The sequence below is a fragment of the Robertmurraya sp. DFI.2.37 genome (assembly GCF_029211245.1).
Taxonomy (GTDB): Bacteria; Bacillota; Bacilli; order Bacillales; family Cytobacillaceae; genus Robertmurraya; species Robertmurraya methanolica_A.
Genome location: NZ_JARGEJ010000147.1, coordinates 1 through 849 on the forward strand (window position 1 = coordinate 1; position 849 = coordinate 849).

Here is an 849-nt window from a genome sequence, read left to right on the forward strand (position 1 = left end):
CCTTTGTGCCGTTTCGCTCTTTTTCAAGTATAGCCTTTCCCAGTCTATCGGATAGCTGTTCATTTTCCCCCTCTAAAGCCTTTATTTTGGCTTTTAAGGCATCTTTTTCCCTATCGTTAACCGTTTTCCCTATCAAGCCGTAAAACTTCTCTGAAGCCTTAGAAATGAGTTTTTGGACGTTTTTCTTTGTTTCAATGGAACGTAGTTCTTTCTGAAGCTGAAGAAGCTGGTTTTGCACGTCCTTGTGCTTGTCTAACGCACTGGATATATCGTTGGATAGTTCCTGAAGCTGTTCTTTCGCACATTCGGTCTTGTACTGCATAGCCGATAAGTGTTTGCGATCAGAAGAAACACCACGTTCCATGCCCAGTGCTTCAGATGCTATGGTTTGGAGTTCTGCCATGTCATCACGCGATAAACGCACACTCTTCCCGTTCGGCTGCGTCCAATCGAAAACTACATGGGCGTGAAGGTTAGGTGTCCATTGCTTTGCGTTCATGTATCCTTCGTCCTTGTGTATATGGATTTGAAACGCTTCAATACCGAAACGTTCCTTGCAGACCGCAGCGAATTGCTGGAGTTCCTGCATGGTGGTTTCTTGCTTGATTACTATTACCCCCTCCCGTATGGGTGCTGCTTTAGTCTGCATCTTCTGCCCAACCGTATCGAAATATCTCTGTTTCGCACTCTCCAGCCGATGGGAGATGCTATCTCCAACCCAGCTTTCATTCAAATGACTAAGTTCCGGACGAACATAGTCCAACTCTTTTTCCCTAAAGTTGTGAATCTCGCTCCCCGGCTTCACTGCTTGTACATGAATACTTGTTGCTCCCATAAGTTAACATTTTT

Annotated in this window: 1 protein-coding gene; it reads right to left on the reverse strand. The window is 45.0% G+C overall.

The features are described from left to right. The coding region (locus tag PZE06_RS25810) for a mobilization protein (RefSeq protein ID WP_275792095.1) at positions 1–835 on the reverse strand (835 nt) is incomplete at its 3' end. Positions 836–849 lie beyond the last annotated feature (14 nt).